We start from the raw sequence: 26,218 nt of genomic DNA, 5'->3' as shown, positions 1-26,218 counted from the left end.
CACGGAGGCGGGGTGACAGACACCCGCGCCGCCACTCCATGCGCGGCGCCCGGCACGGAGGCGGGGTGACAGACACCCGCGCCGCCACTCCATGCGCGGCGCCCGGCACGGAGGCTGCATGCCGGGCACCCGCACCGCTACTCCCCGAACAGCGCCTCCTGTTCGTCGAACAGTTCCGCCTGCTCCTGCTTCTCCGCCCGGTCCAGCCGCTTGATCCGTGCCCCCACCACCAGTGCCGTCACCGCGGCCGTCGCCGCCAGGGCAGCGGGCACCATCCAGCCGCGGTCGACGACATGACCCAGCGCGTGGTCGAGGGAGATGCGGCCCGGACCGGCGATCGCGAGGCCGGTCGCGGCGAGGCCCAGGGTGGCCGCGTACTCGTAGCCGCCCTCCTGGTTGAAGAAACCGTTGGGGGCGTGCACGGCGGCCGCCCCCGCCATCGCGCCGGCGGCCGCCGCCCCCGCCGCGGGCGTCGCGAGGCCCAGCGCCAGCAGCGTGCCGCCGCCGGTCTCGGCGAGGCCCGCCGCCGTCGCGCTCGCCTTGCCCGGCCGGTAACCGACCGACTCCATGAACTGGCCGGTCCCCTCGATGCCGTGACCGCCGAACCAGCCGAACAGCTTCTGCGTGCCGTGCGCGGCCAGCACCCCGCCGGCTCCCAGCCGGAGCAGCAGCAGGCCCAGATCACGTCGGTCGTATGCACTCACGGTGACTCCCTGAACGGTCGGCGGGAACGGACAGCAGGCACAACACCCCTCCCACGCATCCACGGTCGCACCGACGCCACCCGACCGGCCTGCCCTCACGGCCGTTCGGGTGGCGGGGCGCGGGGGCCGATGTGAGGCTGACCGGTATGACGATTCAGACGTCCAGACTCAGCGACCCGTCCGTCCGCGCCTTCGTCACCGCGGTCAACGCCCATGACCGCGAGGGCTTCCTGAAGGTCCTCACACCGGACGCGACCATGGCGGACGACGGCACCGACCGCGACCTCACCGACTGGATCGACCGGGAGATCTTCACCTCCAACGGTCACCTGGAGGTCGACAACGAGTCGAACCACGGCCGTGACCTCATCGCCTCCTACCGCAACGACACCTGGGGCGAGATGCGCACCCGGTGGCACTTCGAGGTCGAGGAGGACGGAAGGATCTCCCGCTTCGAGACCGGTCAGGCGTAGCGGCCCGCGGGAATCCGCGGAAAGCCCTTGCCCTCGTGTGCGCTCCAACTCCTAACGTGTCCCGGCATGGAGACCACGGAGATCACGCAGACCCCCAGGGCCACCAGGACGCTGGGACGCTCCGGTATCGAGGTCAGTGCCCTCGGCTTCGGCTGCTGGGCCGTCGGCGGGGAGTGGCAGGCCGCCGACGGGCAGCCGCTCGGCTGGGGCAAGGTCGACGACGAGGAGTCCGTACGGGCGATCCGGCGCGCCCTCGACCTGGGTGTCACCTTCTTCGACACCGCCGACACCTACGGCGCCGGGCACAGCGAACGCGTCCTCGGCCGTGCCCTCGGCAAGCGCCGCGCCGATGTCGTGGTCGCCACCAAGTGGGGCAACGTCTTCGACGAGCAGACCCGCACCCTCACCGGCGCCGACGACTCCCCGCAGTACGCCCGGCGGGCGCTGACCGCGTCGCTGAGGCGCCTGGACACCGACCACATCGATCTCTACCAGCTGCACCTGTCGGACGCCGACCCGCAACGCGCCGCCGAACTGCGTGACGTCTGCGAGGAGTTCGTCCGGGAGGGTCTGATCCGGGCCTACGCGTGGAGCACCGACGACCCCGCCCGCGCCGCCGTCTTCGCACGCGGGGAGCACTGTGCGGCCGTCCAGCACAGGGCCAACGTGCTCCAGGACGCGCCGGAGATGTTCGCGTTGTGCGCGCAGCTGGGGCTGGCCGGCGTCAACCGCAGCCCGCTGGCGATGGGCCTGCTGACCGGGAAGCGCGGAGCCGGGCAGGCCCTGGAGGCGGGCGACATCCGCAGCCGGCCGCCGCAGTGGCTGGAGGGTTTCGAGGGCGGGTCCGGCGCCGACCCCCGGTGGGTGGCCCGGGTCGAGGCGCTGAAGGACGTGCTCACCAGCGACGGCCGTACGCTCGCGCAGGGCTCCCTCGCCTGGCTGTGGGCCCGCAGCCCGCACGCCGTCCCCATCCCGGGGTTCCGCACCGTGGCCCAGGCCGAGCAGAACGCGGCCGCGCTGGCGAAGGGCCCGCTCACCGCCGACCAGATGGCCGAGGCCGAGCGGATCCTTTGCCGTTGAGCGGCGCCGGACGGTGTGCGGCAGCCGTTCCAAGCGCCGGTGCGTACCTCGCGGTCCCACGCGAGGTCCACCCCCACCCGGTCCCTGGAACGGCTGCCGCCGCCCCCCTTGGAGTGGCTTGCGGAAGCTCTGTGCTTCATATGTGAAGCTCTGGTGTGCAAGGTCTTGAGCATAAGTCGCTCACCGGCGCCGATGCAGCGGAATGTGAAAATCCGGTTGTGCAAGTTGTGGAGACGGTGTGGGCTGCCGTGGCCGCAGTCGCGTCCCGCAGTGACCTCAGTCGCGTCCCGCAGTGACCTCAGTCGCGTCCCGCGGTGACCTCTGTCGCGTCCCGCGTTGGCCTCAGCCGCGTCCCACGTACGGCATCGCCGTCGCCAGGACGGTCGCGAACTGCACATTGGCCTCCAGCGGCAGCTCCGCCATGTGCCGCACGGTCCGGGCCACGTCGGCCACGTCCATCACGGGCTCCGGCACCACCGACCCGTCGGCCTGGAGGGCGCCCGTCCGCATCCGCTCGGTCATGTCGGTCGCCGCGTTGCCGATGTCGATCTGGCCCACGGCGATGTCATGGGCCCGCCCGTCCAGCGACAGCGACTTGGTCAGCCCGGTCAGTGCGTGCTTGGTCGCCGTGTAGGCCACCGAGTGCGGGCGGGGCGTGTGTGCCGAGATCGAGCCGTTGTTGATGATGCGGCCGCCTCGCGGGTCCTGCTCCTTCATCTGGCGGTAGGCCGCCTGCGCGCACAGGAACGCCCCGTTGAGGTTGGTGTCCACCACGTGCCGCCAGGCGTCGTACGGCAGGTCCTCCACCGGCACTCCGCCGGGCCCGAACGTCCCCGCGTTGTTGAACAGCAGGTCCACCCGTGCGAACCGCTCCACGGTGGCGGCGAACAGCGCGTGCACGTCCTCCTGCCGTGACACGTCCGTCCGCACCGCCAGAGCGGCGCTGCCGGGCACCAGCCCCGCCGTCTCCTCCAACGGCTCCGTGCGGCGCCCCGCCAGCGCCACCGACCAGCCGGTGCGCAGCAGCTCCACGGCCACCGCGCGTCCGATGCCGGAGCCCGCGCCGGTCACCACGGCGATCCTCGTGTCCGTCTGGCTGTCAGTCATGGGCCCGAAGCGTACGGGAGCGTCCGCCATCCGGAACTCATTCGTCCGCCATCCGGGTGTTGTGTACGCGCCAAGCGAGTGTCGTCCCCGGCCGCTCTCCTGCCTCGTGCATCCATCAGGCAGGGGAGGACCGGATGACCATCACGACAGACCAACCCCGGCACGCAGCCGAACTGCGGGCCGCCGCGCCGCACATCGCCCGCCGCCACTTCCTGACCCTCACCGGCGCCGCCGCCGCGCTCGCCTTCGCCGTCGGCCTGCCCGGCGCGGGCGTGGCGAGCGCCGCGGAGCTCGACGCCCGCCGGATCGACGACGACCCCTTCACCCTCGGCGTCGCCTCCGGTGACCCGCTGCCCGGCTCCGTCGTCCTGTGGACCCGCCTCGCCCCCGTCCCGTACCAGCCCGACGGCGGGCTGCCCGCCGAACGGGTCGCCGTCGACTGGGAACTGGCGCACGACGAGGGGTTCACCCGGATCGCCAGACGCGGCACCGCCACCGCGCACCCCGAGTTCCACCACACCGTCCACGTCGAGATCGACCAGCTCGACGCGGACCGCGTCTACTACTACCGCTTCCGCACCGGCACCTGGATCAGCGGGACCGGCCGCACCCGCACCGCCCCGCCCGCCACCGGCGAGACCGGCTCCCTCACCTTCGCCGCCGTCTCCTGCCAGGCCTACGCCGACGGCTACTACACGCCGTACCGGCATCTCGCCGAGGACGACGTGGACCTCGTGTTCCACCTCGGTGACTACCTGTACGAGTACCCGGTCAACTCCGCAGGCGGCTACCGCAACTACACCGACCGCACGCTCCCCGCGCTCTTCAACCGCGAGACGACGACCCTGGAGGACTACCGCCTGCGCTACGCCCTCTTCAAGACCGACCCCGACCTGAGGGCCGCGCACGCCGCGCACCCCTTCGTCGTCACCTGGGACGACCACGAGACCGAGAACAACTACGCCGACGACACCCCCGAGAACAGCGTCCCGCCGGAGGAGTTCCTGCTGCGCCGCGCCGCCGCCTACCGCGCCTACTGGGAGAACCAGCCGCTGCGCGGCCCCCAGCGGCCCACCGGCCCCGACATGCGGCTCTACCGGCGCCTGCACTGGGGCCGGCTCGCCCAGTTCGACGTGCTCGACACCCGGCAGTACCGCTCCAACCAGGCCTACGGCGACGGCTCGCAGATCCCCGGCCCCGAGGTCGACGACCCGGAGCGCACGATGACCGGCGCGACCCAGGAACGGTGGCTGCTCGACGGGTGGCGGGAGTCGACGGCACGGTGGAACGTCGTACCGCAGCAGGTCACCTTCTCCCAGCGCAAGTTCGACCTGACGTCGCCGTCCCGGGTGTCGATGGACGCCTGGGACGGCTACCGCGCCTCCCGGCGCCGGGTCCTGGACGGCGCGAAGGCCGCCGGGATCGAGAACCTGATGGTGCTCACCGGGGACGTCCACGTCGGGTACGGCTTCGACATCAAGGACGACTTCGACGACCCGGCCTCCGCCACGCTCGGCACCGAGATCGTGGCCACCTCGATCGCCAGCGGCCGGGACGGCATCGAAAAGCCCGCCAACTGGGACACGTACATGCGGGCCAACCCGCACCTGAGGTTCTACGACGGGCGGCGCGGCTACGTGACCGTCGCGCTGGGCGAACAGCAGGCGCGGGCCGACTTCAAGACGGTGCCGTACGTGACCAGGCCCGGGGCACCGGTCACCACGGCCGCCTCCTTCGTGACCGAGGCGGGGGCGCCGGGCCTCACGCAGGCGTGAGCGCGGGCGCCTCGTCGGTGACGTCGCCGTCGGGGAGTTCGCCCGGGTAGCGGACGCCGACCCGGTCCCGGACCGCGTCGAGCGTCCGCATCACGGCGAGCGTGCCCTCCAGCGGGACCAGCGGCGACTCGGTCTCGCCGGCCCGCAGGGCCCGCATCACCTCGGCGGCCTCGTGCCGCAGGCTGCCCCGGGGCCCGTCCACCGGGTCGGCCGTGAACTCCTCGGGGTCACGGCCGTCGCGGTGCAGCACGAAGCGGTCCGGGAAGAAGAAGCCGTTCGGTACGTCGATCCGGCCCAGGGAGCCGGTGACGGACGCCGAGGTCGCCGTACCGCCGACGATGGAGCAGTGCACGGAGGCGAGGGCGCCGCTGTCCCAGGAGAGCAGGGCACCCGTCTGGAGGTCCACACCCTCCGGGGACAGCGTCGCGCGCGCCACGACGTCCGACGGCTCGCCCAGCAGCAACTGGGCGAAGGAGACCGGGTACACCCCGAGGTCCAGCAGCGCGCCCCCGCCCTGCGCCGGGTCCCGCAGGCGGTGCGACGGCGGGAAGGGGCCGGCCAGCCCGAAGTCGGCCTGCACATGCCGCACTTCGCCGATGACACCGTCGTCCACCAGCGCCTTGAGCCGCCGCACGAGCGGGTTGCAGTACATCCACATCGCTTCCATCAGGAAGCTGCCGCGCGCCCTCGCCAGCGCGACCAGTTCCCCGGCCTCGCGCGCGTTGACCGTGAACGCCTTCTCGCACAGCACGTTGCGCCCGGCCTCCAGACACAACCCCGCGGCCTGGCGATGGGCCGAGTGCGGGGTGGCGACGTAGACGACATCGATGTCGCCGTCCTCGGCGAGGGCGTTCCAGTCGCCGTACGCCCGCGGGATCCCGAACCGTTCGGCGAACGCGTCGGCCGAGGCCTGGGTCCGTGAGGCCACCGCCACCACCTCGGCGTCCGGCAGATCCACCAGGTCGGCCGTGAACGCGGCGGCGATCCCGCCGGTCGCCAGGACCCCCCACCGCACGCTCTGCTCCGCCATCGCGGCCCGCCCCTCGCTCATGTGATCCCCGACACTCAGTACGAGCTGAGAGCATAGAGGGCGGATCACTCGGAGAGGGAGGGGCGCATGGCCGACCGTGGGGGGCCGACACCGCACGTGCCGCGGACGGCGACACCGGCAGTACCCGACCCGCCCACCCGTTCACCGCGCGCCACCGGCCTCCTGGTCACCCTCGTCCTCGGCGGGCTGACCGCGACGCCCCCGCTGGCGATGGACATGTACCTCCCCGCGCTCCCGGAGGTCACCGGGTCCCTGCACGCCCCCGCCGCGACCGTCCAGCTCACCCTCACCGCCTGCCTGGCAGGCATGGCGCTCGGGCAGCTGCTGGTCGGCCCGATGAGCGACCGGTGGGGCCGCCGTCGCCCCCTGCTGTGCGGCCTCGCGGTCTACGTCCTCGCCACCGTGCTCTGCGCCCTCGCGCCCACCGTGGAGACACTGGTCGCCTTCCGGCTGGCGCAGGGGCTCGCCGGCGCGTCGGCGATCGTCATCGCACGGGCCGTCGTACGCGATCTGTACGACGGCGTGGCCATGGCCCGCTTCTTCTCCACGCTCATGCTGGTCTCGGGGACCGCGCCGATCGTGGCGCCGCTCATCGGCGGCCAGATCCTGCGCGTGACGGACTGGCGGGGCGTGTTCGTCGTGCTCACGGTGGTCGGCGTCCTGCTCGCCGGGCTCGTGTGGTGGAAGCTGCCCGAGACGCTGCCCGCTGCCGACCGGCACCGCGGCGGGGTCGGCGAGGCCCTGCGCGCCATGCGCGGCCTGCTCGCCGACCGCGCGTTCACCGGGTACACGCTGGCGGGCGGGTTCGCCTTCGCCGCGCTGTTCGCGTACATAGCGGCCTCGCCCTTCGTGATCCAGGAGATCCACGGAGCCTCCCCGCAGACCTTCAGCCTGCTGTTCGGGCTCAACTCGGTCGGGCTGGTGGTCGTCGGCCAGATCAACGGCAAGGTGCTGGTGGGGCGGGTCAGCCTGGACCGGGTGCTGGGCGTCGGCCTGTCGATCGTCATCCTGGCCGCCACGGCACTGCTGCTGATGTCCCTGGGCGTCTTCGGCGAGGTGGGGCTCGCGCCGGTGGCCGCCGCGCTCTTCGTGCTGATGTCCGCGATGGGCGTCACCCTCCCCAACACCCAGGCACTGGCCCTGACGCGCACCGGGCACGCCGCCGGCTCCGCGTCCGCGCTCCTCGGTACGTCCTCCTTCCTGATCGGCGCGATCGCCTCGCCCCTCGTGGGGGTCGCCGGCGAGGACACCGCCATCCCCATGGCCGTCGTCCAACTGGCCGCGGCACTGGTGGCGCTGGCCTGCTTCATGGGAATGTGCCGTCCCTGGAACAGACGTCCGGGTGCGGAGGGAGCGGAGAGCTGAGCGCGCCGAGACTGCGCGAGGACACGCCGGAACGGGCGGGACTCGACCCCGAGGAGATCCGACATCTCGTCCGCGAGGTCCACGACCTCACCACCGGGCCCCGCCCCTGGGCGGCCGGCGTGGTGCTGGTCGCCGGACGCGGCCCGTACCTCGCCGTCGCCGAGGCGGCGGGCTGGGCGGTGCGGTACGACGCCTACGACGAGGCCGCGGACGCCGGCGTCGAACTGCCCCCCGAGGCGCAGGTACCGATGACCACGGACACCCCCTTCGACCTGGCCTCGCTCACCAAGCTCTTCACCGCGGTCGCCGCGGTCCAGCAGATCGAGCGCGGCACGCTCGGCATCGACGCGCGGGTCGGCGCGTACCTGCCGGACTTCCGCGCCGCCGCACGGCACGACGTCACCGTACGGCAGTTGCTCACCCACACCTCCGGGATGCGGCCCGAACTCCCGCTGTACGACTGCGCCGACGACGCCGAGCGCCTGGAGAAGCTGCGAGCAGAGGCGCCCGTCGGGGTGCCCGGCACCTACTGCTACTCCGACCTGAACCTCCTGCTGCTGCAGCACGTGCTGGAACGCATCACGAGCCGCACCCTCGACGTCCTGGTCCACGACGGCATCACCCGCCCCCTGGGCATGACGGCGACCCACTTCGGCCCCTGCCCCGGTGCCGCGGCCACGGAGGACCAGCGCCGCCCGTGGGCCAAGGCGGACCGGGGGATGCTGCGGGGCGTCGTCCACGACGAGAACGCCTGGGCGCTGGGCGGGGTGGCGGGCCACGCGGGCCTGTTCTCCACCGCCCACGACCTCGCGGTCTTCTGCCGCGCCCTGCTGTCCGGCGGCGCGTACGGCCCGGCCCGCATCCTGGGCCCGGACTTCGTGGAACTGCTGCTGACCCCGCCGGGTCTGGGGTTCGCGGTGGACCAGCCCCGGTTCATGGGGGAGCTGGCGGGGCGGGGGGCGGCGGGCCACACCGGGTTCACGGGGACGTCGCTGGTGGTGGACCCGGCGACGGACACCTTCCTGGTGCTGCTCGCGAACACGGTGCATCCGCGGCGCCGGCCCCCCGACAGCGGGCCGAGGGCGCGGGCCGCGACGCGGCTGGCGCGGGCGGTCAGAGGCACCCAGCTGTAGTGATCACGAGCGTCGGACCATCGCTCGCGATCACTGCACCCGGCCGTCGGCCGCTCGCCCCCCAGCCCTCCGGGGCCGCCGCCCCGCAGCGGAGCGCACTCGTAGAATCGCCGGGTGAACGCCCCCGTATCCCCGGTGGACGCCCTGCGTGGCAGTCTCGCCGCTCTCCTCGACGGCCTCCCGCCCCGCCAGGCCGCGCAGGCCGTCGACCGGTTGATCGCCAAGTACCGGGGCGCCACCCCCACCGACGCCCCGATCCTGCGCGACCGGGCCGACGTGGCCGCCTACGCCGCGTACCGGATGCCCGCGACCTTCGCGGCGGTACGGGCGGCACTGGAGGCGTTCGCCCAGGCCGTACCGCAGTGGTCACCGGCCGGCCACACCGACGTGGGCGGCGGGACCGGCGCCGCGACGTGGGCCGTCACCGCGACCTGGCCCGGCGAGCGCGGCGTCACCGTGCTGGACTGGGCCGAGCCCGCCCTCGCGATCGGCCGGGAGATCGCCGCCGCCAACCCGGCGCTCGCCGACGCCCGCTGGCAGCGCGCCCGGATCGGCTCGGCGCTCACGCTGGACCACGTCGATCTCGTCACCGTCTCGTACGTGCTCAACGAACTCACCGCCGCCGACCGCACCGCCCTCCTCGACGCCGTCGCGGACGCCGCGCAGTCCGTCGTGATCGTCGAGCCCGGCACTCCGGACGGCTACGCCCGTGTCATCGAGGCCCGCGACCGTCTCGTCGCCGCCGGGTTCCGGGTCGCCGCCCCCTGCCCGCACAGTGCCGCCTGCCCCATCGTCCCCGGCACGGACTGGTGCCACTTCGCGGCCCGGGTCAGCCGTTCCTCCCTGCACCGCCAGATCAAGGGCGGCTCCCTCGCCTACGAGGACGAGAAGTTCAGCTACGTCGCCGCGACCCGCCTGCCGGTCGCTGCGGCCCCGTCCCGTGTGGTCCGCAAGCCCCAGATCCGCAAGGGCCAGGTGCTCCTCGACCTGTGCGAGACCGAGCCCGGCCTGCGCCGCACCACGGTCACCAAGCGTCACGGCGACCTCTACAAGGCGGCCCGGGACGCGGACTGGGGCGACGCCTGGCCGCCGGCGGAGGACCAGGCGCCCCAGGTGCGCTGACCGGACGGGCTGGTGACGACAGACCCTAGGTGTGCTGTTCGGGGGCCGCGTTCTTGTTGCGTCGTTTCTCCTGGAGTGTGCGCAGCAGCTCCTTCTTCTGCGCCTGCGGGTCGGTGCCGCCGCCGATCGGGGCGCCTCGACGGCCGCCGCGCAGCTCCTTGCGGCCGAGGTTTCGGCGGGTGCCGCCGACTCCGAGCATGTTTCCGGCTCCGCTTCGGGCCATGGGGGGGTCCTTTCATAAAGCATCGCAAGAACGAGACGTTTCGTCTCGCTAGTGGTTCGTCCAGGATCCTGCGAGACGCTCCGTCTTGTCAACCTGGTAAATTCGACACATGGCAGCCCAGAAATCCGCCCAGTCCGCACCCGACGCCACCCGCCGCAGCGAGCGCTCCCGCCGCGCCATCTACGACGCGGCCCTCGCCCTCGTGGGTGAGGTCGGCTACCCCAGGACCACCATCGAGGGCATCGCCGCCCGCGCCGGTGTCGGCAAGCAGACGATCTACCGCTGGTGGTCGTCGAAGGCGGACGTGCTGCTGGAGGCCTTCCTCGACCTGAGTGAACAGGCGTCCCGGGACGCGGGCCCGGAGTACGAGTTCGCCATCCCGGACACCGGCGACATCGCCGCCGACCTCAAGGCCGTCCTGCGCCTCACCGTCGACCAGCTCAAGGACCCCCGTTTCGAGATCCCGTCCCGCGCCCTCGCCGCCGAGGGTGTGGTCGACGAGGAACTCGGCCGGGTCTTCGTGGCCAAGCTCCTCGAACCCTCGCTCCAGCTGTACGTCGACCGGGTGCGCGCCGCCCAGGCGGCCGGCCAGATCCGCCCGGACGTCGACCCGCGCATCGCCCTGGAACTGTGGGTCTCCCCCCTCGCCCAGCGCTGGCTGCAGCACACCGGCCCGATCTCGTACGAGTACACCGACACCCTCGTCGACTACGCCCTGTACGGTCTCGCACCGCGCACACGGTAGGACCGTGAATCCCACCGAAGCGGCCGGTCACCCCTGATTCGGGTGCTGTGTGCCCCTCGTCCCACCTGGCCCGGTTGTCCGCTACGGCCCCCCGAAGCGCACGATGATGGGACCATAGGGCATGCTGTTCCGCACGACAGCGAGGCGAGGGGATAGATGAGCGCGGAGTTGGGCGGCCGGACCGGCCTGCAGGGCAAACTCTCCCAGTGGCTGCGCGGACGCCGCCCGAAGGAGGTCACCGGCGACGGTGGCCGGGAGGACCTGCTGCTGGCAGCCGCCGCGGCCGGGCTGCCCCTCGCGCCCGCCGCGCACCCGGCCGGTTACCGGTGCTCCTGCGACCGCGTCGGCTGTCCCACACCCGCCCGGCACCCGGTGTCCTTCGCCTGGCAGACCCAGTCGACCACCGACCGCGCCCAGATCGAGCGCTGGGCCCGCCACCAGCCCGAGGCAAACTTCATCACCGCCACCGGCATGGTGCACGACGTCCTCGACGTGCCGATCGAGGCCGGCCGCGAGGCGCTGGAGCGGCTGCTCGACGCCGGCATCGAGGTGGGGCCGGTCGCCGAGAGCGACGACGGCCGGATGCTCTTCTTCACCCTCACCCGCGGCACCCCCGAGGACGAGGACGAGTGGTGGCCCTGCGAGCTGGACTGCCACCCCGAGACCATGGACGAACACCCGGGACTGCGCTGGCACTGCCGCGGGTCCTACGTCCTCGTACCGCCCGCGCAGCTGCCCGGTGAGAACCGGACCGTGCACTGGGTACGCGGGCCGGAGCACGAACTGCCCGACCCGCTGAGCCTGCTGGAAGTCCTCACCGACGCCTGCGCACGCTATGTCGGCGAGGAGCCCGACCACGCCTCCACGGCCTGGCCCCTGCGCCGCCACTGAGCCGCCGCACCGGGCGGCGCTACTCGCCCTTCGCCGCCGTCAGCCCCTGGATCCGGCCGAGGACCTCGACCTTCCCCGAACCCTTCGGGTCCAGGGCCACCTCGTTGGAGACGAACTCCAGCGTCAGCGACTGCTTTATCTCGCCCTCCGTCAGCGCCTCCACCGCCTTGCCCGGGGAGGGGACGGAGGTGCCCGCGTAGGCCGTCCGCTTCTCGAAGTAGCGCGTGGTGAAGAACACCAGCGCGCCACCGTCCGCGGTGCGCAGGGCCAGCGGGGCGTAGTCGCCGCTGGTCAGCGGCTCGTCGATGAACTGGCTGACCAGGCCCGGCCGTTTGGCGTCCTTCGCCCGCTCGGCACGCCAGTAGCTGGTGTGCCGGCCGGCCGCGAAGAGGTTCCCGCCGTCCTTGAGGTAGGCCGCGTAGTCCTTGCTCAGTTCACCGGGCGGCACGGCCAGTCCGGCCGAGTTCGCGGGGACGGCCTCGGCCCAGCCGTCCTTGTCCGTCTTGAACTTCGGTACGTCACGGGGGGCCATCAGCGTCAGGTACGCCGCCTCCCACGTCTCGTCCAGCCCCTCACGGGTGAACACGAAGACCCAACGCGCGCCGGCGCCCTTGTTGGCGGCCGTGTCGGCCACGAACCAGCGCGGCCAGCCCGCCTTCTTCGGGATCGTGAACTTGGCGTCCGACAGCTTCAACGGGGTGTGGGCCGCGTTGCCCCCGGGGTTGAGGGCCTTGCCGGCCTTCAGCCGCGCCCCGTCGATGTCGCTCAGCGCGCCGGTGACATGGTCGGCGTACAGGGAGTTGTCGTACGCCTTGTCCGCCTTGTTGTACGCGGTGGTGAACTGCTGGAGTGCTTTGGCGGCCTCCGCGCGGGTGGCCGAGGGGAGGATCTCCTTCTCCCCGTGCACCACCACGCATCCGCTCGCCGTCAACGACAAAGCGGTCACGGAGGCCGCTATCAGTGCGCTCCGGTCAAGCCTGCGGAGCCGTCGAGGGCCGCGATCCCTGCTCATCAGGTTCCTTCACCTTCCCCTTCCCGGAGGCGAACCCTACCGGTGCGAGGAAGAACGCGAGCGTCGGGACCAGGTACAGCAGCCACACCGTGACCTGGAGGACGGTCGGGTCCGGCTGGAAGTTGAAGACACCCTTCAGCAGGGTGCCGTACCAGCTGGACGGATCGACGGTGTCGCTGATGTCGAAGGCCCGGTCGCTCAACCCGGGCAGCCAGCGCGCCTCCTGGAGGTCGTGGAAGCCGTACGCCAGCACGCCCGCCGCCACGACGACCAGCATGCCGCCGGTCCAGGTGAAGAACCTGGCGAGGTTGATGCGCAGGGCGCCGCGGTAGAACAGCCAGCCCAGGACGATCGCCGTGGCGATGCCGAGGGCGGCACCGATCAGCGGGCGCGGGCTGCCGTCACCGGCCGCGTGCACCGACGCCCACACGAACAGGGCCGTCTCCAGGCCCTCCCGGCCCACGGCCACAACTCCGCGGGCGCGGCGACCGTCCGCACGGTCAGATCCGCGGCGAGCCCCCGGCCGTCGTGGCCGCGGCGGACGTCCGCTCGGCGCGGGCCGTCGCCGTCGCTCGGGTGCGCAAGGGGCGCACGGTCCGTCCGTTCCTTCGGGCACTGTCGTGTCGGGTACTCACGGCCGTTCGGCCGAAGATCAGGTGCTTGCCTTTCTTGGCTGTCGGTTCGCCGGAGAGGGCGCACGAAGGCGTGAGACTGTCTCCATGGACAGGGGGAGCAGGGAACTTCTCGGGCCGGGGCGGCTGGTGCTGAAGGTGCGCAGCCGCCCCGGCCCTTCGGCGTTGCGCTTCGAGACGGCGGAAGGGGGCCGGCTCCTGCTGAGGCAGGGGGAGCGACCGGTGCTGTTCGGACGTGCCGAGGGCGACGGCTGCTGCCGCGACCTCGCACTGCACCGTCCCGACGGCTACCGCTCGCCCCTCCCGCCCGTACGTGCCGTGACGACCCGGGGCCGGACCGACTGGACGCACCGGTACGCGCGTCGGCTGGAGGAGGCGGCGAACGGCCCGCTGCACGACGGCCGCTGGCGGCTCACCGGACGTTCCGCCTTCGCGCCGGGCGTCTGGACGCAGGACCTCGTCCGTGACTGGCCGGGCGGCAGCCTGGAGCTGTACTGCGGGGGCGGCTGGCACGGCGTGCTGCCTCTGCGCCGCCTCTCCCCGCCGGACGCCCCGCGGGTGAAGGCCTACCGCAAGCAGGTGCGGGAGGGCTTGGCGGCGCCCGTCCTGCTGTGGTGGGTGTCTTTCCTCGGCGGCTGGCTGATCCTGGACGGACACGACCGGGCCGTCGCGGCCCTGGCGGAGGGTGTCGAGCCGGTGTGTGTGGAACTGGCGCGGGCGCCCGACGAGCGGCACTGGCGCCAGGAGGCCGCCGAACTGACCGACGCATACGAGCGGCACCTGGAGCGACTGGCGGACTCCGTGCCCCGCGACGGCCCCGTGCCCCGACGGCGGGCCCTGGAGCGCGGGTACGCGGACGCGATCGCCGAGCTGCCGTACGACGAGGCCGCCACCCCCTCCTGGCCCCTTTCGGGTGGTGCCCCCACCTGGGACGACCTCGCGGCCCGCGCGATGTTTCAATGCACCCGTGACTGACTACGACGTCCTGCGCGTCTTCTGCGGACCCGAGGGCGGATACGGCAATGAACTCGGCGTCGTCCGCGACGGGTCGGTACTGCCCGAGCGCGGTGACCGGCAGGCGCTGGCCGGGAAACTCGGGTTCAGCGAGACCGTGTTCGTCGACGACCCCGAGCGCGGAGTCATCGACATCTACACGCCGACCCTGCGCCTGCCCTTCGCCGGGCACCCCTGTGTCGGTGCGGCCTGGCTGCTCGACGTGCCCGAACTGGTCACCGCGGCGGGCGTCGTGGGCACCCGGCTGGACGGGGAGTTCAGCTGGATTGAGGCGCGCCCGGAGTGGGCTCCGCCGCGCACGTTGCGGCAGTACGCGACGGCCGCCGAGGTGGACCGTCTCGACGTCCCGCCGCCCGGGGAGTGGATCTACGCCTGGGCCTGGCAGGACGAGGCGGCGGGCCGCGTCCGGGCCCGTGCCTTCCCCGGCCGCGGCGACGGCATCGACGAGGACGAGGCGACCGGCGCGGCGGCGCTGCTGCTCACCGACCGCCTGGGACGGGCCCTCAACATCAACCAGGGAGCGGGGTCCCAGATCCTCACGGCACCGCAGCCCGGCGGCTGGGTGGAGGTCGGAGGGCGGGTCTTCCTGGAGCGCTGAGCGGTGGGCGCTGGGCGCTGGGCGTCGGGCGGGGTGCCTGGGCCGGGCGCGCCGAGCCTCACGCGCTCAGTGGGAACTCCTCGCCCAACGCCCGGAACACGGCCGTGTTGAGGGCGAACGCCCTCTTGCACTCCGCCACGACCCGCTGCTTCTCCAGGTCGTCCGCGCGCACCGCGTCCAGCAGTTCGCGGTAACCCCGCTTGAAAGCGGCCGGGTTGGGGATCCCCTCGAAGACGTAGAACCGGACCCCGTCGCCCTTCTTGGCGAAGCCCCAGGTCCGCTCCGCCTTGTCCCGGATGATCTGGCCGCCGGAGAGATCGCCGAGGTAGCGCGTGTAGTGGTGCGCGATGTAGCCGGCCGGCCACTCACGGGCGCACTGCGCGACCCGGTCCGCGTAGGCCCGCGTCGCCGGCAGCGCCGACAGTCCCGCCCGCCAGCGCGGGCCCCGCAGATGCGCCAGGTCCCGCTCCAGCGACGCCAGCCGGAACAGCTCCGGCTGGATGAAGGGACCGGCCACCGGGTCGGACGCCAGCCGCTCGGTGCCGGTCTCCAGCGCCTCGTACACGAACCACAGCTGCTCGGTGTAGCGCGCGTAGGCGTCCACGCCCAGCCTGCCGCCGAGCAGGTCGCTCATGAACGTCGAGGTCTCCGCCTCCATGTGCTGCTCTTGGGAAGCGGTGCGGATGACTGTCGAGAAGGAGTCCATGGGGCCCAGTTTCCGAGGTTAGCCTTACCTAAGTCAATGGGTTTGCCGACGCTGTGTCGGTAAAAGCGTACCGAGAAAACCCGCCCTCCGCAGAGGACGGGTTCGGGTACCGCCGGATCAGGGGAGCGTCAGGATCTCCGCGCCCGTCTCCGTCACCACCAGGGTGTGCTCGAACTGGGCCGTGCGCCTGCGGTCCTTCGTGACCACCGTCCAGCCGTCGTCCCACATGTCGTACTCGTGCGTCCCGAGGGTCAGCATCGGCTCGATCGTGAAGGTCATGCCGGGCTGGATGACGGTCGTCGCGTGCGGGCTGTCGTAGTGCGGGATGATCAGGCCCGAGTGGAACGACGAGTTGATGCCGTGCCCGGTGAAGTCCCGCACCACCCCGTAGCCGAAGCGCTTGGCGTACGACTCGATGACCCGGCCGATGATGTTGATCTGCCGGCCCGGCTTGACCGCCTTGATCGCGCGGTTCAGGGACTCCCGGGTCCGCTCCACCAGCAGGCGCGACTCCTCGTCGACGTCACCCACCAGGTACGTGGCGTTGTTGTCGCCGTGCACCCCGCCGATGTACGCCGTCACGTCGAGGTTGACGATGTCGCCGTCGCGCAGCACCGTGGAGTCCGGGATGCCGTGGCAGATCACCTCGTTGACGCTCGTGCACAGGGACTTAGGGAAACCGCGGTACCCGAGCGTCGACGGGTAGGCGCCGTGGTCGCACATGTACTCGTGCGCCACCTTGTCCAGTTCGTCCGTCGTCACGCCGGGAGCGATCAGCTTCGCCGCCTCGGCCATCGCCCGCGCGGCGATACGGCCGGCGACGCGCATCGCCTCGACGGTCTCCGGGGTCTGCACCTCCGGACCCGTGTACGGCGTCGGCGCGGGCCGGCCGACGTACTCGGGGCGGCGGATGTTGCCGGGTACGGAACGGGTGGGGGACAGCTCCCCCGGTACGAGCAGTGACTGGCCAGACATGCCAGCGAGTCTAACCAGCGGGCGTGGGGGAACATGTCCCTGGCGAGAGGAGCCGCTCATGGCCTTGTTCAAGAAGCGCACGGTCGGCAAGCCGGGCGAGTGGTACTACTGCCTGGTCCACAAGAAGGTCGAGGAGGGGCCCGAGTGCCCGGCCAAGGACCGCTTCGGGCCGTACGCCACCCGCGAGGAGGCCCAGCACGCGATGGACCTCGCCCGGGAGCGCAACCTCGAATGGGAGAACGACCCCAAGTGGCACGACGCCCCGGCGGGCCGTGCGGACGACGACTGATCAGCCCCCGGCCCGTGCGGACACCGGCGTCGCTGCGGCCGCCGCCCGCTGCTCCCGCAGCCGCACCGCGTGCTCGTTCGTGCGCGCGTCGTACGACATCAGCTTCGGCAGGCACAGCGCGAGCACTCCCACCGCGCCCACGCACAGCGCCCCGCCCGACCAGACAGCCGTACGCACGCCCTGCCAGGCGGCGACGCCGCCCACGTAGGTCTGGCCGAGCTGCGGGCCCGCCGAGTACGACAGCAGCTCGATCCCGGCGAGCCGGCCGCGCAGCTCGTCCGGGATCGTCTGGTTCCACATCACCCCGCGGAAGATGCCGCTGACCATGTCGGCGGCCCCGCCGAGAAGCAGGAACAGCAGCACCAGCCACACGTTCCGGGCGACGCCGGCGGCCGCGATCGCCGCGCCCCACAGCGCGGCCGACACGACGACCAGCCGCCCGTGCCGGTGCACCCGCGAGGTCCAGCCGCTGGTCAGGCTCACCAGCATCGCGCCCGCCGGGACGGCCGCGTACATCAGGCCCAGCGCCCACGGGGCGTCCAACTCGTCCGCGAGGAACGGCAGTACGGCGAGCGGCATCGCGAAGAGCATCGCCGCGATGTCGATGACGTACGTGCCGAGCAGCTCCTTGCGACTCCAGGCGTAGCGGGCGCCCTCGGCGACGGCCTTCAGCGACGGCTTCGCGGCCTCGTGGGCGGCGGGGGAGGGGGCGATGCCGAGCGTGAGCACGACGGAGGCGACGAAGGTCAGCAGATCGGCGCCGTACGCCCAGCCGAGCCCCGCGTACGCCACGACCACACCGGCCAGGGCCGGCCCGGCGACCCCGCCGACCTGCCAGCGCAGCGCGTTGAGGGAGCCCGCGGCGGGCAGGTGCTCGTGCGCCACGATCCGGGGCCACAGGGCGTCGAGGGCGGGCCGCTGGACCGAGACCAGGGCGCAGGACAGGGCGGCGACGACGTACAGCGGCCAGACGGCGGGGCTCGGCAGCAGCGCGTTCACCAGCAGCGCCGCACTCAGCAGCGCCTGCCCGGCCTCCGTCCACAGGATCAGCTTCCGCTTGTCGAGCGCGTCGGCGAGCGCGCCCCCGTACAGCCCGAACGCGATCAACGGCACCAGCTCCACCGCCCCGATCGCACCGACCGCCGCCGCGGACCCGGTGAGCTCCTTGATCTGCACGGGCAGCGCGACGAAGGTCAGAAAGCTGCCGAAGGAGGAGATCAACCCCGCCAGCCACAGCTTCCGGAAGTCGGCGCAGGCCCGCCACGGGGCGAGGTCGGGCAGGACGGCACGCAGACGGGAGGGCGTCGGGGAGGGGCCGTCGCGGGGTTCGGCCGGAACGGGGGAGTCGTCGGTCACGACGGGCCATGCTGCGGCGGGCCGGTACGCGGGGCAAGCGATTAACGGGCGGTGCCGGACCGGTCGGTCACCAGCGCGCGGGTGGCGGCGCCGTCAGGGACTCCGCAAGCCTCGCCAGACGGTCCCGCAGTCGGCGCCGTCCCCTCGGGGAGGGCAGCGCGTTCTCACCGGCCGCCGCGCTCACCAGGTGCTGCACGGTGTCCAGGTCCAGCTCCGAGCCCTCCGGCACGACCAGCGCCTCGTGCGCCATGCTCGTCAACTCGCCGTCGCCGTCGCCGGAGCCGAGCGCCAGCACCGTCACCCCGGCCCGCCGCACGTCGTGCACCCGTTCCAGGAGCGGAGCCCCCGCCGTGCCCGGCGACACCACCAGCAGCGTCTCCCCGCGCCGCGCCGCCGCCAGCCGTCCGAGCCCGACCGCGAGATGGGCCGGGTCCGAGGCGCGCGCGTCATGCCGTACCAGGGTCGGCACCAGCTCCGGCGTCCCCGACCACGCGGCCTCGTCGACCAGATGGGCCGCCAGATGCCACGGCTCGTACTCCGGCGTGCCGACCAGCAGCAGCCCGCCCCCGTGCGACACCGCCGACGTCCGCAGGGCCCCGGCGAACCGCCGTGTGGCCCCCAGCCACTCGGTCCCGGCGAGCACCTCACGCAGCAACGCGACACGTACGGCGTCCATGCGACCGCATCCTGCCGCAACCGGACACTCGTGACCCGGAGTTCACCGCGAATTCGCCCGGCCTGGGGAAGCGGAGGGCCCGGCGGCGATGAGGAGGAGTCCGTCCATGACCGAGACCAGCGTTCCCTTCCGCGCGGGCCAGGAGGGGTACGCCTCCTTCCGCATCCCCGCCGTCGTCGTCAGCCGGGCGGGCACCGTGCTCGCCTTCTGCGAGGGTCGCGTCGAATCCGCCCGCGACCACGGGCACATCGACATCGTGCTGAAACGGTCGACGGACGGCGGCGTCACGTGGGGACCGCTCCAGGTGGCCGCGGACAACAACTGGCACCTCGCCGGCAACCCCGCCCCCGTCGTCCTCGACACCGGCCGCATCCTGCTCGTCTACATCCGCAACCACGCCGACGCCACCGAGGACGCCATCCGGCGCGGCGAGGTGAGCGACGCGGACGGCCGGCGGGTCTGGGTGCGGTACAGCGACGACGACGGCCGCACCTGGTCGAGTTCCCGGGAGATCACCGCGCAGGTGAAGAAGCCGCGATGGCGGTGGTACGCCACCACGCCCGGTCACGCGATCCAGCTGAGCACCGGCCGGGTCGTCGTCCCCGCCAACCACACCGTCCCGCCCGCCGGCACCGACACCGGCACGGAGCCCCGGTACAACGGCGGGCACTGCCTGCTCAGCGACGACCGCGGCGCCACCTGGCGCATCGGCTACGTCGACGACAACACCGACGGCTACATCAACGCCAACGAGACCACCGCCGCCGAACTGCTCGACGGCCGCGTCTACTTCAACACCCGCAACGACTCCCCGTCCCCCGGCAACCGCGCCGACGCCCACTCGCAGGACGGCGGCCGCACCCTCGTCAAACCCTTCCGTCCGCAGGCCGGACTGCCCGCCCCGATCTGCGAGGCGAGCGTCCTGCAACTGCGCGACCCCGACGTCCTGCTCTTCTCCGGCCCCGCCGACCCGGCCGCCCGCGCCCTGATGACCATCCGCGCCTCCACCGACGGCGGCACCACCTGGCGGCCCGCGCACACGGTGGACGGGCTGCCCGCCGCCTACTCGGACCTCGCGCGGATCGACGCCGAGACCGTCGGACTCCTCTACGAGACCGGCGACTTCGGGCCGTACGAGACCATCACCTTCCGCAGGGTGCCCGTGACGCGGCTCACCTGAGCCCCTGGGGTGGACGGGGCGGACGTAAAGTCGGCCCATGACCTCTACCGACAGTGCACAGCAGTCCACCGGGGCGCCCGCGAAGGCGCCCGCGAAGGACCCCTGGGACCTCCCCGACGTCTCCGGGCTCGTCGTCGGCGTGCTCGGCGGGACCGGGCCCCAGGGCAAGGGCCTGGCCTACCGGCTCGCCAAGGCCGGCCAGAAGGTGATCATCGGTTCGCGTGCCGCCGACCGCGCCCGGACCGCGGCCGAGGAGCTCGGGCACGGCATCGAGGGCGCCGACAACGCCGAGTGCGCGCGGCGCAGCGACATCGTGATCGTCGCCGTGCCGTGGGAGGGGCACGGCAAGACGCTGGAGTCACTGCGCGAGGAACTGGCCGGCAAGCTGGTCGTCGACTGCGTCAACCCGCTCGGCTTCGACAAGAAGGGCGCCTACGCGCTCAAGCCGGAGGAGGGCAGCGCCGCCGAGCAGGCCGCCGTCCTGCTGCCCGAGTCGCGGGTGACGGCCGCCTTCCACCACCTGTCGGCGGTGCTGCTCCAGGACCCGGAGATCGACGAGATCGACACCGATGTGATGGTCCTCGGCGAGGTGCGGGCGGACGTCGAGATCGTCCAGGCGCTGGCCGGCCGCATCCCCGGGATGCGCGGCATCTTCGCGGGGCGGTTGCGCAATGCCCACCAGGTGGAGTCGCTGGTCGCGAACCTGATCTCGGTGAACCGCCGCTACAAGGCACACGCCGGGCTCCGCGTCACGGACGTATGAGGGGATGGGGGACACTGGTCGGTGTAGCAGTGTCCCCCGAAGGAGCCGACCGACATGCCCCGCCTTGGTGTCTATGCCCTGATCGTCTGTGTGCTGGCCGTGGCCGCTGCCGCGGTCTCCTTCGTACAGGGCAGCTGGCTCGGGATCGTGTGGGTGCTCCTGGGGGGTCTGTCCTCGAACATGGCCTGGTACTACGCCAAGCGCGCCAAGGACGACCGGCGGGGCTCGGCCACCGGCTGATCTCCGTCACGAGGAGCCGGCACGAGAGGGCGCCGCGAGAGGCCGTCACGAGAGGGCCGAGCAGTACTCGGCGGTGTCCTGCCAGAAGCGGTAGAGGTCCTCGCCGCAGTAGCGGTCCAGGCCGTGCACGCCCAGGCTGTCCAGCACCGAGTTGATCAGCTGGAAGAACTCCTGGTTCACCGCCGGGAGCATGAGCAGCGCGAACACCAGCAGCAGGCCGAACGGCGCGAACGGCTCCACCTGGCGCTTGATCCCGTACGACAGCCACGGCTCGATCACGCCGTAGCCGTCCAGGCCCGGGACCGGCAGGAAGTTCAGGATCGCGGCCGTGACCTGGAGCAGCGCCAGGAAGGCCAGTGCGAAGCGGAAGTCCGCCGGGACGCCGTCCAGCGCGTCCAGCCAGAACGGGGCCGTGCACACGACGGCGAAGAGCACGTTCGTCAGCGGTCCCGCCGCCGAGATCAGGCTGTGCCGCCAGCGGCCCCGGATCCGGTCGCGCTCGATGAAGACGGCACCGCCGGGGAAGCCGATCCCGCCCATGATCACGAAGATGACGGGCAGCACGATGCTGAGCAGCGCGTGCGTGTACTTCAGCGGGTTGAGCGTGAGATAGCCCTTCGCCCCGACCGAGATGTCACCGCTGTGCAGGGCGGTACGCGCGTGCGCGTACTCGTGCAGGCACAGGGACACGATCCAGGCGGCCGTCACGAACAGGAACACGGCGAGACCGGCCTGCTCGGCGAACCCGGTCCAGGTGGCCCAGCCCGTCACCGCCGTGACGGCCAGGAGCCCCGCGAAGACGGGGCTGATCCGCCGCTCGCTGCGGCGGCTGAGGGCGGTGGTCATGAGGAGGGCTCCTGTGGGACGGGACTCGGCCTGCCCGACCGTACCGGGCGCACGGGGAAAACGTCTCGCGGTGGGACGGTGGTTCCGGAGAAGGTGGGGGCATGGGGCTTTGGCATGTGTACTACGCCGACTGGCAGATGGAGTGCTGCGGTACGCCGTTCTCGCTGGGTGACGAGGTGAGCTGGCCGCTGCTGCTGAGTGACGCCGACGACGTGCTGGGCGGCGGCTGGCACGACCAGCTCACCGAGATCGCCGGCCCGGTACGGGACCTGCCGGGCGACCTCGGAGCCGTGCGGGTCGTGGCCGACGGGTCCGGCCTGACCGTCGCCCTGCACGGCCATCCGGTCGACGTCCTCGCCGAGGAGGAGCTCGGCGACGTACGCCCGGGGGACCAGTACCGTTCGACCGGCCTGCTCACCGTCGAGACCCACGGCGACCCGGAGCTGCCCGAGACGCGGGGCTGGGTCCGGGCGATCCAGATCCTCGGCCGGCAATTCGCCGAGACCCCACCGGGCTCGGGCACCCGCGAACCCGTCCCGGCGCAACGGTCGCTGCGGTCGGCCCGCGCGTGCCCCAAGTGGTTCCCGGACGCCGCGGCCGGCGTGATCGTCGCCCTGGACGTGCCGGACACGGACTCCCGGCTGTCGTCCGCGCTGCGCGAGGCCCGGGGCATCCCCGCGGACCGGTCCGGCTCCGAGACGACGGGCCTGCCGCCCGCGGACCTGGCCGCCCTGCTGGAGACACTCAGCACCACCGCAATGCCGTGACCATGCCAGAATCCACCAGAGACAATGGACCCCGTGCGCTATCGCATTCTCGGCACCACCCAGGCACTTCGCCCGGACGGCAGTCCCGTCCCGGTCGGCGGGGCCCGTCTGCGTGCCCTCCTGACCGTGCTGGCGCTGCGGGCAGGCCGGACCGTACCGGCGAGCGTCCTGGTGGCCGAGGTGTGGGAGGAGGAGCCGCCGGCCGACGCCGTGGGCGCGCTGCAGGCGCTCGTCGGGCGGCTGCGACGGGCGCTCGGCGCGGACGCGGTGACCTCGGCGCAGGGCGGGTACCGGCTCGCCGCCGCGCCCGACGACATCGACCTGCACCGCTTCGAGCGCCTCGTCGGCGAGGGCACGCGCGCGCTGGCCGACGGTGACCCCGCCAAGGCGGCCGTCGTCCTCGACGACGCCCTCGCGCTGTGGCGCGGCCCCGCCCTGGCCGACCTCCCGGACCGCACCGCCGAGGCGGCCCGGAGCGAGACGCGGCGCCTCGAAGCGCTGCGCGCCCGGCACACCGCCGCCCTCGCCCTCGGCCACGCCGAGCAGTCCCTGCCCGAGCTGACCGCCCTGTGCGACACCCACCCCCTGGACGAACCCCTGCAGTCCCTGCGGCTGCGGGCCCTGCGCGACGCGGGGCGCACGGCTCAGGCCCTGGCCGCCTACGAGGACGTACGACGCCTGCTGGCCGACCGGCTCGGCTCGGACCCGGGGCCGGAACTGCGCGCCCTGCACGGTGAGTTGCTCCGGTCCACGGGTGAAGCGCCCGGGCAGGGGCCGGGCCCGAGCACCGGCCCGTGGCCCGAAGGCGCACCCAGGGCGTCGGACGCGGCCGAGGACAGCCACGGCGCCCCGCCACGCGCCGACGCCGACAGGGGCACGCACCGCCCTGCCCACGGGACCGGCGGCACACACCCGCATCGCTCGCCGGCCGGGCCCGGCACCCCGAGCCACCCCACCGCACCCCCTCCGGCCCCCCTCCGGCCCCCCGGTAACCTCCGCGCCCGCCTCACCTCCTTCGTCGGCCGGGAGACGGACCTCGAAGCCATCCGCGGTGATCTCACCTCCGCGCGCCTGGTGACCCTCCTCGGCCCCGGCGGAGCCGGGAAGACACGGTTGTCGCAGGAGGTCGCCGAGAGCGTGCGGGACGCCGCCCCGGACGGGGTGTGGCTGGCCGAGCTCGCCCCCGTGGACGACCCTGGGGCCGTACCGGAGGCCGTACTCACCGCCGTCGGCGCCCGGGAGACCGTGTTGTACGGCGCCGGGGCCGAGGCCATGCGGGCCGGATCCGAACGGCACGACGCCGTCGAACGGCTGGCCGAGCACTGCGGCAGGCGCCGCATGCTGCTCATCCTCGACAACTGCGAGCACGTCGTGGCGGCCGCCGCCCACCTGGTGGCGGAGCTGCTGGAACGCTGCCCGACGCTGACGGTGCTCGCCACCAGCCGCGAACCGCTCGGCGTACCGGGAGAGTTGCTGCGGCCGGTCGAGCCGCTGCCGGAGCCGGTCGCGCTGCGGCTGCTCGCCGACCGGGGCGCGGCGGCCAGGCCCGGGTTCCGGATCGGGGACGACCCGGAGGCGTGCGCGGAGATCTGCCGGCGGCTCGACGGACTGCCGCTCGCCATCGAACTCGCCGCCGCCCGTCTGCGCATGCTGACACCGCGCCAGATCGCCGACCGGCTCGACGACCGCTTCCAGCTCCTGACCTCGGGCAGCCGTACCGTCCTGCCCCGGCAGCAGACCCTGCGGGCGGTCGTCGACTGGTCCTGGGACCTGCTGGACGAGGACGAGCGGGACGTGCTGCGGCGGCTGTCGGTCTTCTCGGGCGGATGCGAGCTCGCCGCCGCCGAGGCGGTGTGCGGGCCCGGGGCGCTCGAAGCGCTCGGATCGCTCGTCGACAAGTCCTTGGTCGTGGCCACGCCTTCGGCGGACGCGGGGGGCGGCGGCGGTATGCGTTACCGGCTGCTGGAGACCGTCGCCGAATACGCGGGCGAGCGCCTCGACGAGGCCGGTGAGCGGACCGAGGCCGAGCGCGCCCACCTCACGTACTATCGCGAACTCGCCCGCACCACCGACCCGTTGCTGCGCAGCCGTGACCAACTGGCCGCCATCGAGAGGCTGGAGCGCGAGAGCGAGAACATCCGCGCCGCCCTGCAGCACGCCGTCGCCGCACGCGACGAGCAGGAGGCGCTGTGCCTGGTGCTGTCGATGGCCTGGTACTGGCAGATGCGCGATCTGCGGACCCTCGCCCGTGGCTGGTCCCGTGAGGTCCAGTCCCTCGGCCCGAACCCCTTCGCCGGCCCGGCCCGCACCGCGGCCCCCGTGTGGGAGCGCTGCACGGCCACCCCGCCGCCCTGGACCGGGGAGGTGCTCGACGAGGCCAGACGTGGTGTGCACCTCGTGCACCTCGCCTGCATGGACACCGAGCTGGAAGCCTGGCAGACCCCCCAGGCGCAGCAGAAGCTGCGCGTCATCGCGCAGACCTACGAGCCCGGACTCCCGCAGACGTGCCGCTCGCCCGGTTACCTGTGGTTCTTCGCCGTGCTGCTCACCGGTGACATCGAGCGGGTGCGCACGATCATCGACGCCGCCGTGGACACATGCCGCAACGTGCCCGGTTACGAGTGGGACCTCGCGGCCAATCTGCACATGCGGGCCAACATGCTCGCCAACCGCACCGACTGGCCCGGTGACGCCACCCGTGACGCCGACGAGTCACTGGAGATCTACGGCCGCCTCGGCGACCTGTGGGGCATCGCCGAGGGGCTCGCCGCGCGTGCCGAGGCGCACGAGCGCAGGGGCCGCTACCGGGCGGCCGCGGCCGACTACCGGGCCGCGATCGAGCACGCCGAACGCCTGGGCGCCCGTGCCCAGATGGGCATCCTCAGCGCCCGGCTCGGCAGCACCCTGATCGAGGCGGGCGAAGCCGAGGAGGGCGAGCGCCTGCTCCGCGAGATCATCGACCAGGAGGGCGGCTCGTCCGACCAGGCGATGCCGTTCGCCCGGCTCATCCTGGCCGGGTGGCTCGGTATGACCGACCGCGTCCCCGAGGCGCACGAGCAGCTGCGGCTGCTGCGTGAGAAGTTCAAGATCGCCTACTTCGTCATCTTCGACGCCTTCATCCTCGGCGCCGAGGCCTGGCTCCAGGCGGTCGAAGGCCACCATGTGCAGGCACTGGACACGGTCAGGCGGGCACTGGAACGCGCCGAGGACCCGCTCTCGGACGCCATCGCTCCGCAGATGCGCTCCGCGTACCTGACCACCGCCGCGTACGCCCTCGCCCGCGTCGACGGCGGCGGCCGCGCGCGGGACGCCGCCCGCTGCCTCGGTGCGGCCGCCGCGCTGCTGCCGCCCCGGCACGTCGCCTCCGGCCAGGAGCGCGAGGTACGGCGAAGGGCGGTGGAGCGCACCCGAGCGGTGCTCGGTGCGGCTGCCTACGAGGCCGCGTACGCGGAGGGCGGCGGCCTTTCCGCGCAGGAGGCCGCCGCCCTGATCTGA

General features: G+C 72.9%; 26 protein-coding genes and 1 pseudogene. 16 read left to right on the top strand and 11 right to left on the bottom strand.

Features of this window, described 5'->3' with window-relative positions; translation table 11 throughout:
* Positions 1-137: 137 nt before the first annotated feature.
* Complete coding sequence (locus ACWCPI_RS04810; RefSeq protein WP_451036735.1) at positions 138-704, bottom strand: DoxX family protein; 567 nt, start codon at positions 702-704, stop codon at positions 138-140.
* Between the two features lie 146 nt (positions 705-850).
* Here ACWCPI_RS04810 and ACWCPI_RS04805 point away from each other — a divergent pair, with 146 nt between their 5' ends.
* Positions 851-1,177 (top strand): nuclear transport factor 2 family protein, encoded by a 327-nt coding sequence (locus tag ACWCPI_RS04805; RefSeq protein ID WP_451036734.1) that lies wholly within the window; start codon positions 851-853, stop codon positions 1,175-1,177.
* A gap of 66 nt (positions 1,178-1,243) precedes the next feature.
* Positions 1,244-2,257, top strand: a complete 1,014-nt coding sequence (locus ACWCPI_RS04800) for an aldo/keto reductase (protein ID WP_451036733.1) — start codon at positions 1,244-1,246, stop codon at positions 2,255-2,257.
* 342 nt (positions 2,258-2,599) lie between these two features.
* On the opposite strand, the gene ACWCPI_RS04795 is transcribed toward ACWCPI_RS04800, so the two are convergent.
* Positions 2,600-3,364 (bottom strand): SDR family oxidoreductase, encoded by a 765-nt coding sequence (locus tag ACWCPI_RS04795; RefSeq protein WP_451036732.1) that lies wholly within the window; start codon positions 3,362-3,364, stop codon positions 2,600-2,602.
* Between the two features lie 134 nt (positions 3,365-3,498).
* On the opposite strand from ACWCPI_RS04795, the gene ACWCPI_RS04790 reads away from it, so the two are divergent.
* Entirely contained in the window at positions 3,499-5,139 is a 1,641-nt protein-coding gene (locus tag ACWCPI_RS04790) for an alkaline phosphatase D family protein (RefSeq protein ID WP_451036731.1), read from the top strand.
* Here ACWCPI_RS04790 and ACWCPI_RS04785 read toward each other — a convergent pair.
* Entirely contained in the window at positions 5,126-6,169 is a 1,044-nt protein-coding gene (locus ACWCPI_RS04785; protein WP_451036830.1) for a Gfo/Idh/MocA family protein, read from the bottom strand. The genes ACWCPI_RS04790 and ACWCPI_RS04785 overlap by 14 nt on opposite strands.
* An 87-nt stretch (positions 6,170-6,256) precedes the next feature.
* On the opposite strand from ACWCPI_RS04785, the gene ACWCPI_RS04780 reads away from it, so the two are divergent.
* The 3 genes from ACWCPI_RS04780 (at position 6,257) to ACWCPI_RS04770 (ending at position 9,810) form a co-directional block, all read left to right on the top strand.
* Complete coding sequence (locus tag ACWCPI_RS04780; RefSeq protein WP_451036730.1) at positions 6,257-7,555, top strand: multidrug effflux MFS transporter; 1,299 nt, start codon at positions 6,257-6,259, stop codon at positions 7,553-7,555.
* Positions 7,507-8,688, top strand: coding sequence for a serine hydrolase domain-containing protein (locus tag ACWCPI_RS04775; protein WP_451036729.1), 1,182 nt, complete (start codon positions 7,507-7,509; stop codon positions 8,686-8,688). Before ACWCPI_RS04780 ends, ACWCPI_RS04775 begins: the two co-directional genes overlap by 49 nt.
* 114 nt (positions 8,689-8,802) lie before the next feature.
* On the top strand, positions 8,803-9,810 hold the full coding sequence (locus ACWCPI_RS04770; RefSeq protein WP_451036728.1) for a small ribosomal subunit Rsm22 family protein: 1,008 nt from the start codon (positions 8,803-8,805) through the stop codon (positions 9,808-9,810).
* A gap of 25 nt (positions 9,811-9,835) precedes the next feature.
* On the opposite strand, the gene ACWCPI_RS04765 is transcribed toward ACWCPI_RS04770, so the two are convergent.
* Complete coding sequence (locus tag ACWCPI_RS04765; protein WP_451036727.1) at positions 9,836-10,033, bottom strand: DUF6243 family protein; 198 nt, start codon at positions 10,031-10,033, stop codon at positions 9,836-9,838.
* A gap of 109 nt (positions 10,034-10,142) precedes the next feature.
* Here ACWCPI_RS04765 and ACWCPI_RS04760 point away from each other — a divergent pair, with 109 nt between their 5' ends.
* Together ACWCPI_RS04760 and ACWCPI_RS04755 are read left to right on the top strand one after the other, a co-directional pair.
* A complete protein-coding gene (locus ACWCPI_RS04760; protein WP_451036726.1) occupies positions 10,143-10,778 on the top strand; it encodes a TetR/AcrR family transcriptional regulator in 636 nt (211 codons plus the stop codon).
* 156 nt (positions 10,779-10,934) lie between these two features.
* Positions 10,935-11,669, top strand: a complete 735-nt coding sequence (locus tag ACWCPI_RS04755) for a bifunctional DNA primase/polymerase (protein WP_451036725.1) — start codon at positions 10,935-10,937, stop codon at positions 11,667-11,669.
* A 19-nt stretch (positions 11,670-11,688) separates the two neighbouring features.
* On the opposite strand, the gene ACWCPI_RS04750 is transcribed toward ACWCPI_RS04755, so the two are convergent.
* Positions 11,689-12,681 carry a hypothetical protein gene (locus tag ACWCPI_RS04750; protein WP_451036724.1) on the bottom strand — a complete coding sequence of 331 codons (993 nt, stop codon included), beginning with the start codon at positions 12,679-12,681 and terminating at the stop codon, positions 11,689-11,691.
* Positions 12,641-13,162, bottom strand: a pseudogene (locus ACWCPI_RS04745) (FTR1 family iron permease); the annotation flags it as partial. The gene ACWCPI_RS04750 and the pseudogene ACWCPI_RS04745, both read right to left, overlap by 41 nt.
* A 238-nt stretch (positions 13,163-13,400) precedes the next feature.
* On the opposite strand from ACWCPI_RS04745, the gene ACWCPI_RS04740 reads away from it, so the two are divergent.
* Together ACWCPI_RS04740 and ACWCPI_RS04735 are read left to right on the top strand one after the other, a co-directional pair.
* The gene (locus ACWCPI_RS04740; RefSeq protein ID WP_451036723.1) at positions 13,401-14,288 is read left to right on the top strand and encodes a hypothetical protein; all 888 of its coding nucleotides are present in this window, start codon (positions 13,401-13,403) and stop codon (positions 14,286-14,288) included.
* Complete coding sequence (locus ACWCPI_RS04735) at positions 14,281-14,925, top strand: PhzF family phenazine biosynthesis protein (RefSeq protein ID WP_451036722.1); 645 nt, start codon at positions 14,281-14,283, stop codon at positions 14,923-14,925. Before ACWCPI_RS04740 ends, ACWCPI_RS04735 begins: the two co-directional genes overlap by 8 nt.
* 58 nt (positions 14,926-14,983) lie before the next feature.
* Here ACWCPI_RS04735 and ACWCPI_RS04730 read toward each other — a convergent pair whose 3' ends face one another.
* Positions 14,984-15,631, bottom strand: a complete 648-nt coding sequence (locus tag ACWCPI_RS04730) for a biliverdin-producing heme oxygenase (protein WP_451036721.1) — start codon at positions 15,629-15,631, stop codon at positions 14,984-14,986.
* A 117-nt stretch (positions 15,632-15,748) separates the two neighbouring features.
* A complete protein-coding gene (map, locus tag ACWCPI_RS04725) occupies positions 15,749-16,606 on the bottom strand; it encodes a type I methionyl aminopeptidase (protein ID WP_394726203.1) in 858 nt (285 codons plus the stop codon).
* A 58-nt stretch (positions 16,607-16,664) separates the two neighbouring features.
* Here map and ACWCPI_RS04720 point away from each other — a divergent pair, with 58 nt between their 5' ends.
* Positions 16,665-16,895, top strand: a complete 231-nt coding sequence (locus tag ACWCPI_RS04720; protein WP_451036720.1) for a hypothetical protein — start codon at positions 16,665-16,667, stop codon at positions 16,893-16,895.
* On the opposite strand, the gene ACWCPI_RS04715 is transcribed toward ACWCPI_RS04720, so the two are convergent.
* Both ACWCPI_RS04715 and ACWCPI_RS04710 read right to left on the bottom strand, forming a co-directional pair.
* Positions 16,896-18,251 carry an MFS transporter gene (locus ACWCPI_RS04715; protein ID WP_451036719.1) on the bottom strand — a complete coding sequence of 452 codons (1,356 nt, stop codon included), beginning with the start codon at positions 18,249-18,251 and terminating at the stop codon, positions 16,896-16,898.
* Positions 18,252-18,318: 67 nt separating this feature from the next.
* Entirely contained in the window at positions 18,319-18,927 is a 609-nt protein-coding gene (locus ACWCPI_RS04710; protein WP_451036718.1) for a hypothetical protein, read from the bottom strand.
* A 106-nt stretch (positions 18,928-19,033) separates the two neighbouring features.
* Between ACWCPI_RS04710 and ACWCPI_RS04705 the strand changes: the two genes are divergently transcribed.
* The 3 genes from ACWCPI_RS04705 to ACWCPI_RS04695 are packed head-to-tail and all read left to right on the top strand — an operon-like array spanning position 19,034 to position 21,110.
* A complete protein-coding gene (locus ACWCPI_RS04705) occupies positions 19,034-20,107 on the top strand; it encodes a sialidase family protein (protein WP_451036717.1) in 1,074 nt (357 codons plus the stop codon).
* A 37-nt stretch (positions 20,108-20,144) separates the two neighbouring features.
* Positions 20,145-20,870, top strand: a complete 726-nt coding sequence (gene npdG / locus ACWCPI_RS04700) for an NADPH-dependent F420 reductase (RefSeq protein ID WP_451036716.1) — start codon at positions 20,145-20,147, stop codon at positions 20,868-20,870.
* A 54-nt stretch (positions 20,871-20,924) separates the two neighbouring features.
* Complete coding sequence (locus ACWCPI_RS04695) at positions 20,925-21,110, top strand: hypothetical protein (protein ID WP_451036715.1); 186 nt, start codon at positions 20,925-20,927, stop codon at positions 21,108-21,110.
* Positions 21,111-21,155: 45 nt separating this feature from the next.
* On the opposite strand, the gene ACWCPI_RS04690 is transcribed toward ACWCPI_RS04695, so the two are convergent.
* Positions 21,156-21,956, bottom strand: coding sequence for a site-2 protease family protein (locus ACWCPI_RS04690; RefSeq protein ID WP_451036714.1), 801 nt, complete (start codon positions 21,954-21,956; stop codon positions 21,156-21,158).
* Between the two features lie 101 nt (positions 21,957-22,057).
* Between ACWCPI_RS04690 and ACWCPI_RS04685 the strand changes: the two genes are divergently transcribed.
* Positions 22,058-22,723, top strand: a complete 666-nt coding sequence (locus ACWCPI_RS04685; RefSeq protein WP_451036713.1) for a DUF6578 domain-containing protein — start codon at positions 22,058-22,060, stop codon at positions 22,721-22,723.
* 24 nt (positions 22,724-22,747) lie between these two features.
* Entirely contained in the window at positions 22,748-26,218 is a 3,471-nt protein-coding gene (locus tag ACWCPI_RS04680) for an AfsR/SARP family transcriptional regulator (RefSeq protein WP_451036712.1), read from the top strand.

The organism is Streptomyces sp. NPDC001920, assembly GCF_053594495.1.
This window is presented reverse-complemented; position numbering and strand designations above follow the sequence as displayed.

What these genes read in the sequence shown, in the direction of transcription:
- ACWCPI_RS04800 (WP_451036733.1), top strand. Translation starts at nt 1,244, where the DNA reads ATGGAGACCACGGAGATCACGCAGACCCCCAGGGCCACCAGGACGCTG.
- ACWCPI_RS04780 (WP_451036730.1), top strand. Translation starts at nt 6,257, where the DNA reads ATGGCCGACCGTGGGGGGCCGACACCGCACGTGCCGCGGACGGCGACA.
- map (WP_394726203.1), bottom strand. Translation starts at nt 16,606, where the DNA reads ATGTCTGGCCAGTCACTGCTCGTACCGGGGGAGCTGTCCCCCACCCGT.
- ACWCPI_RS04740 (WP_451036723.1), top strand. Translation starts at nt 13,401, where the DNA reads ATGGACAGGGGGAGCAGGGAACTTCTCGGGCCGGGGCGGCTGGTGCTG.
- ACWCPI_RS04685 (WP_451036713.1), top strand. Translation starts at nt 22,058, where the DNA reads ATGGGGCTTTGGCATGTGTACTACGCCGACTGGCAGATGGAGTGCTGC.
- ACWCPI_RS04695 (WP_451036715.1), top strand. Translation starts at nt 20,925, where the DNA reads ATGCCCCGCCTTGGTGTCTATGCCCTGATCGTCTGTGTGCTGGCCGTG.
- ACWCPI_RS04795 (WP_451036732.1), bottom strand. Translation starts at nt 3,364, where the DNA reads ATGACTGACAGCCAGACGGACACGAGGATCGCCGTGGTGACCGGCGCG.
- npdG (WP_451036716.1), top strand. Translation starts at nt 20,145, where the DNA reads ATGACCTCTACCGACAGTGCACAGCAGTCCACCGGGGCGCCCGCGAAG.
- ACWCPI_RS04680 (WP_451036712.1), top strand. Translation starts at nt 22,748, where the DNA reads ATGGACCCCGTGCGCTATCGCATTCTCGGCACCACCCAGGCACTTCGC.
- ACWCPI_RS04760 (WP_451036726.1), top strand. Translation starts at nt 10,143, where the DNA reads ATGGCAGCCCAGAAATCCGCCCAGTCCGCACCCGACGCCACCCGCCGC.
- ACWCPI_RS04710 (WP_451036718.1), bottom strand. Translation starts at nt 18,927, where the DNA reads ATGGACGCCGTACGTGTCGCGTTGCTGCGTGAGGTGCTCGCCGGGACC.
- ACWCPI_RS04785 (WP_451036830.1), bottom strand. Translation starts at nt 6,169, where the DNA reads ATGGCGGAGCAGAGCGTGCGGTGGGGGGTCCTGGCGACCGGCGGGATC.
- ACWCPI_RS04750 (WP_451036724.1), bottom strand. Translation starts at nt 12,681, where the DNA reads ATGAGCAGGGATCGCGGCCCTCGACGGCTCCGCAGGCTTGACCGGAGC.
- ACWCPI_RS04720 (WP_451036720.1), top strand. Translation starts at nt 16,665, where the DNA reads ATGGCCTTGTTCAAGAAGCGCACGGTCGGCAAGCCGGGCGAGTGGTAC.
- ACWCPI_RS04705 (WP_451036717.1), top strand. Translation starts at nt 19,034, where the DNA reads ATGACCGAGACCAGCGTTCCCTTCCGCGCGGGCCAGGAGGGGTACGCC.
- ACWCPI_RS04805 (WP_451036734.1), top strand. Translation starts at nt 851, where the DNA reads ATGACGATTCAGACGTCCAGACTCAGCGACCCGTCCGTCCGCGCCTTC.
- ACWCPI_RS04690 (WP_451036714.1), bottom strand. Translation starts at nt 21,956, where the DNA reads ATGACCACCGCCCTCAGCCGCCGCAGCGAGCGGCGGATCAGCCCCGTC.
- ACWCPI_RS04790 (WP_451036731.1), top strand. Translation starts at nt 3,499, where the DNA reads ATGACCATCACGACAGACCAACCCCGGCACGCAGCCGAACTGCGGGCC.
- ACWCPI_RS04755 (WP_451036725.1), top strand. Translation starts at nt 10,935, where the DNA reads ATGAGCGCGGAGTTGGGCGGCCGGACCGGCCTGCAGGGCAAACTCTCC.
- ACWCPI_RS04730 (WP_451036721.1), bottom strand. Translation starts at nt 15,631, where the DNA reads ATGGACTCCTTCTCGACAGTCATCCGCACCGCTTCCCAAGAGCAGCAC.
- ACWCPI_RS04765 (WP_451036727.1), bottom strand. Translation starts at nt 10,033, where the DNA reads ATGGCCCGAAGCGGAGCCGGAAACATGCTCGGAGTCGGCGGCACCCGC.